Origin of the sequence: Borreliella japonica, assembly GCF_900099615.1 — a bacterium.
Classification (GTDB): domain Bacteria; phylum Spirochaetota; class Spirochaetia; order Borreliales; family Borreliaceae; genus Borreliella; species Borreliella japonica.
Genome location: NZ_FMTE01000049.1, coordinates 1 through 1,022 on the forward strand (window position 1 = coordinate 1; position 1,022 = coordinate 1,022).

General features: G+C 28.3%; 1 protein-coding gene. It reads right to left on the minus strand.

The genetic code is table 11. The features are described 5' to 3' along the window. Positions 1 to 160: 160 nt before the first annotated feature. On the minus strand, positions 161 to 784 hold the full coding sequence (locus BLO14_RS05930) for an Mlp family lipoprotein (RefSeq protein ID WP_091974039.1): 624 nt from the start codon (positions 782 to 784) through the stop codon (positions 161 to 163). Positions 785 to 1,022 lie beyond the last annotated feature (238 nt).

Below are 1,022 nucleotides of genomic sequence, written 5' to 3' on the forward strand. Positions count from 1 at the left end.
TCTGATCAGCGTGATTATAACGACAGCCCATTAATATTCTTTGACTCGATAAAAGAAGATAAACAATTTGATTATATATTTGCATCATAGCGATACACCTCTTAGTAACCCCCCAAAATAGGGGGGTTTTTCTATAGGTATAATATGTTTAAGTATCGTTTTAGTCTTGCCAATTGGTTGTAAGACCAGAGTAGTGGTTATCGGTCTTTAAAAGTTCATCTTTAAGGCACTGATAAATTTCATCATTAGATTTTTTATTAAATATATCCCCAGCTATGCCCCTGAAATATTGCTCTATTTCGTTTTTACCATTTCCATGTTTGTTATCAGTACATTTCTCATTGTTAGTAACTTGACAGTCAATGGCTCCTTTAATATAAGTATCAAAGTCTTCATCCTCCGCTTTTGATTGTCTTTTGGTTTCTAAAAAGTCATAAACCGAAGTAAAGGCATTAGCCAATTCTTTTTGCTTTTGTATGTCTGTATAAAGCCAATCAAAGAAGTTAGTACATTTACTTTTGTTTTCATTAGTGCATCCTTGTATCTGTTCGGTTAATTTTTCAATTGTGTATTTAAAAGCATTTATTAATGAATTAAACTTTTTTTCTTCTTCAGGAGTTATAGTGATTTTTTTTTCTTCTTCTTGAGGTTCTTGTGTATCTAAATCACGTTTTTTTATACCTTTTTCTTGTTGTTTATTATTATTTAAAGTGTTGCTATCGTTAGAATTACAGTTGTTTAAGACGAGTAAAAATAAGCAAAATAATATATTTATAATTTTCATTTTGGCTCCTTTTTTTATCTTCAGTACAATACATTAAGTAACAAAAAAGTTTATTCTTGTAAGTATATATCCTATTTTGAGAAATATTGCGGGTTTTTAGAGGATTGTTTGGAAATGATAAATTATATTTTGAGGATTATTTATAATTTCTATTTAGAAAACCCATTAATTAGCGACGTAATAATATTTGCTATGCTAGATATAGCAATTGGAGCTATTATTATTGTAATAATAATTA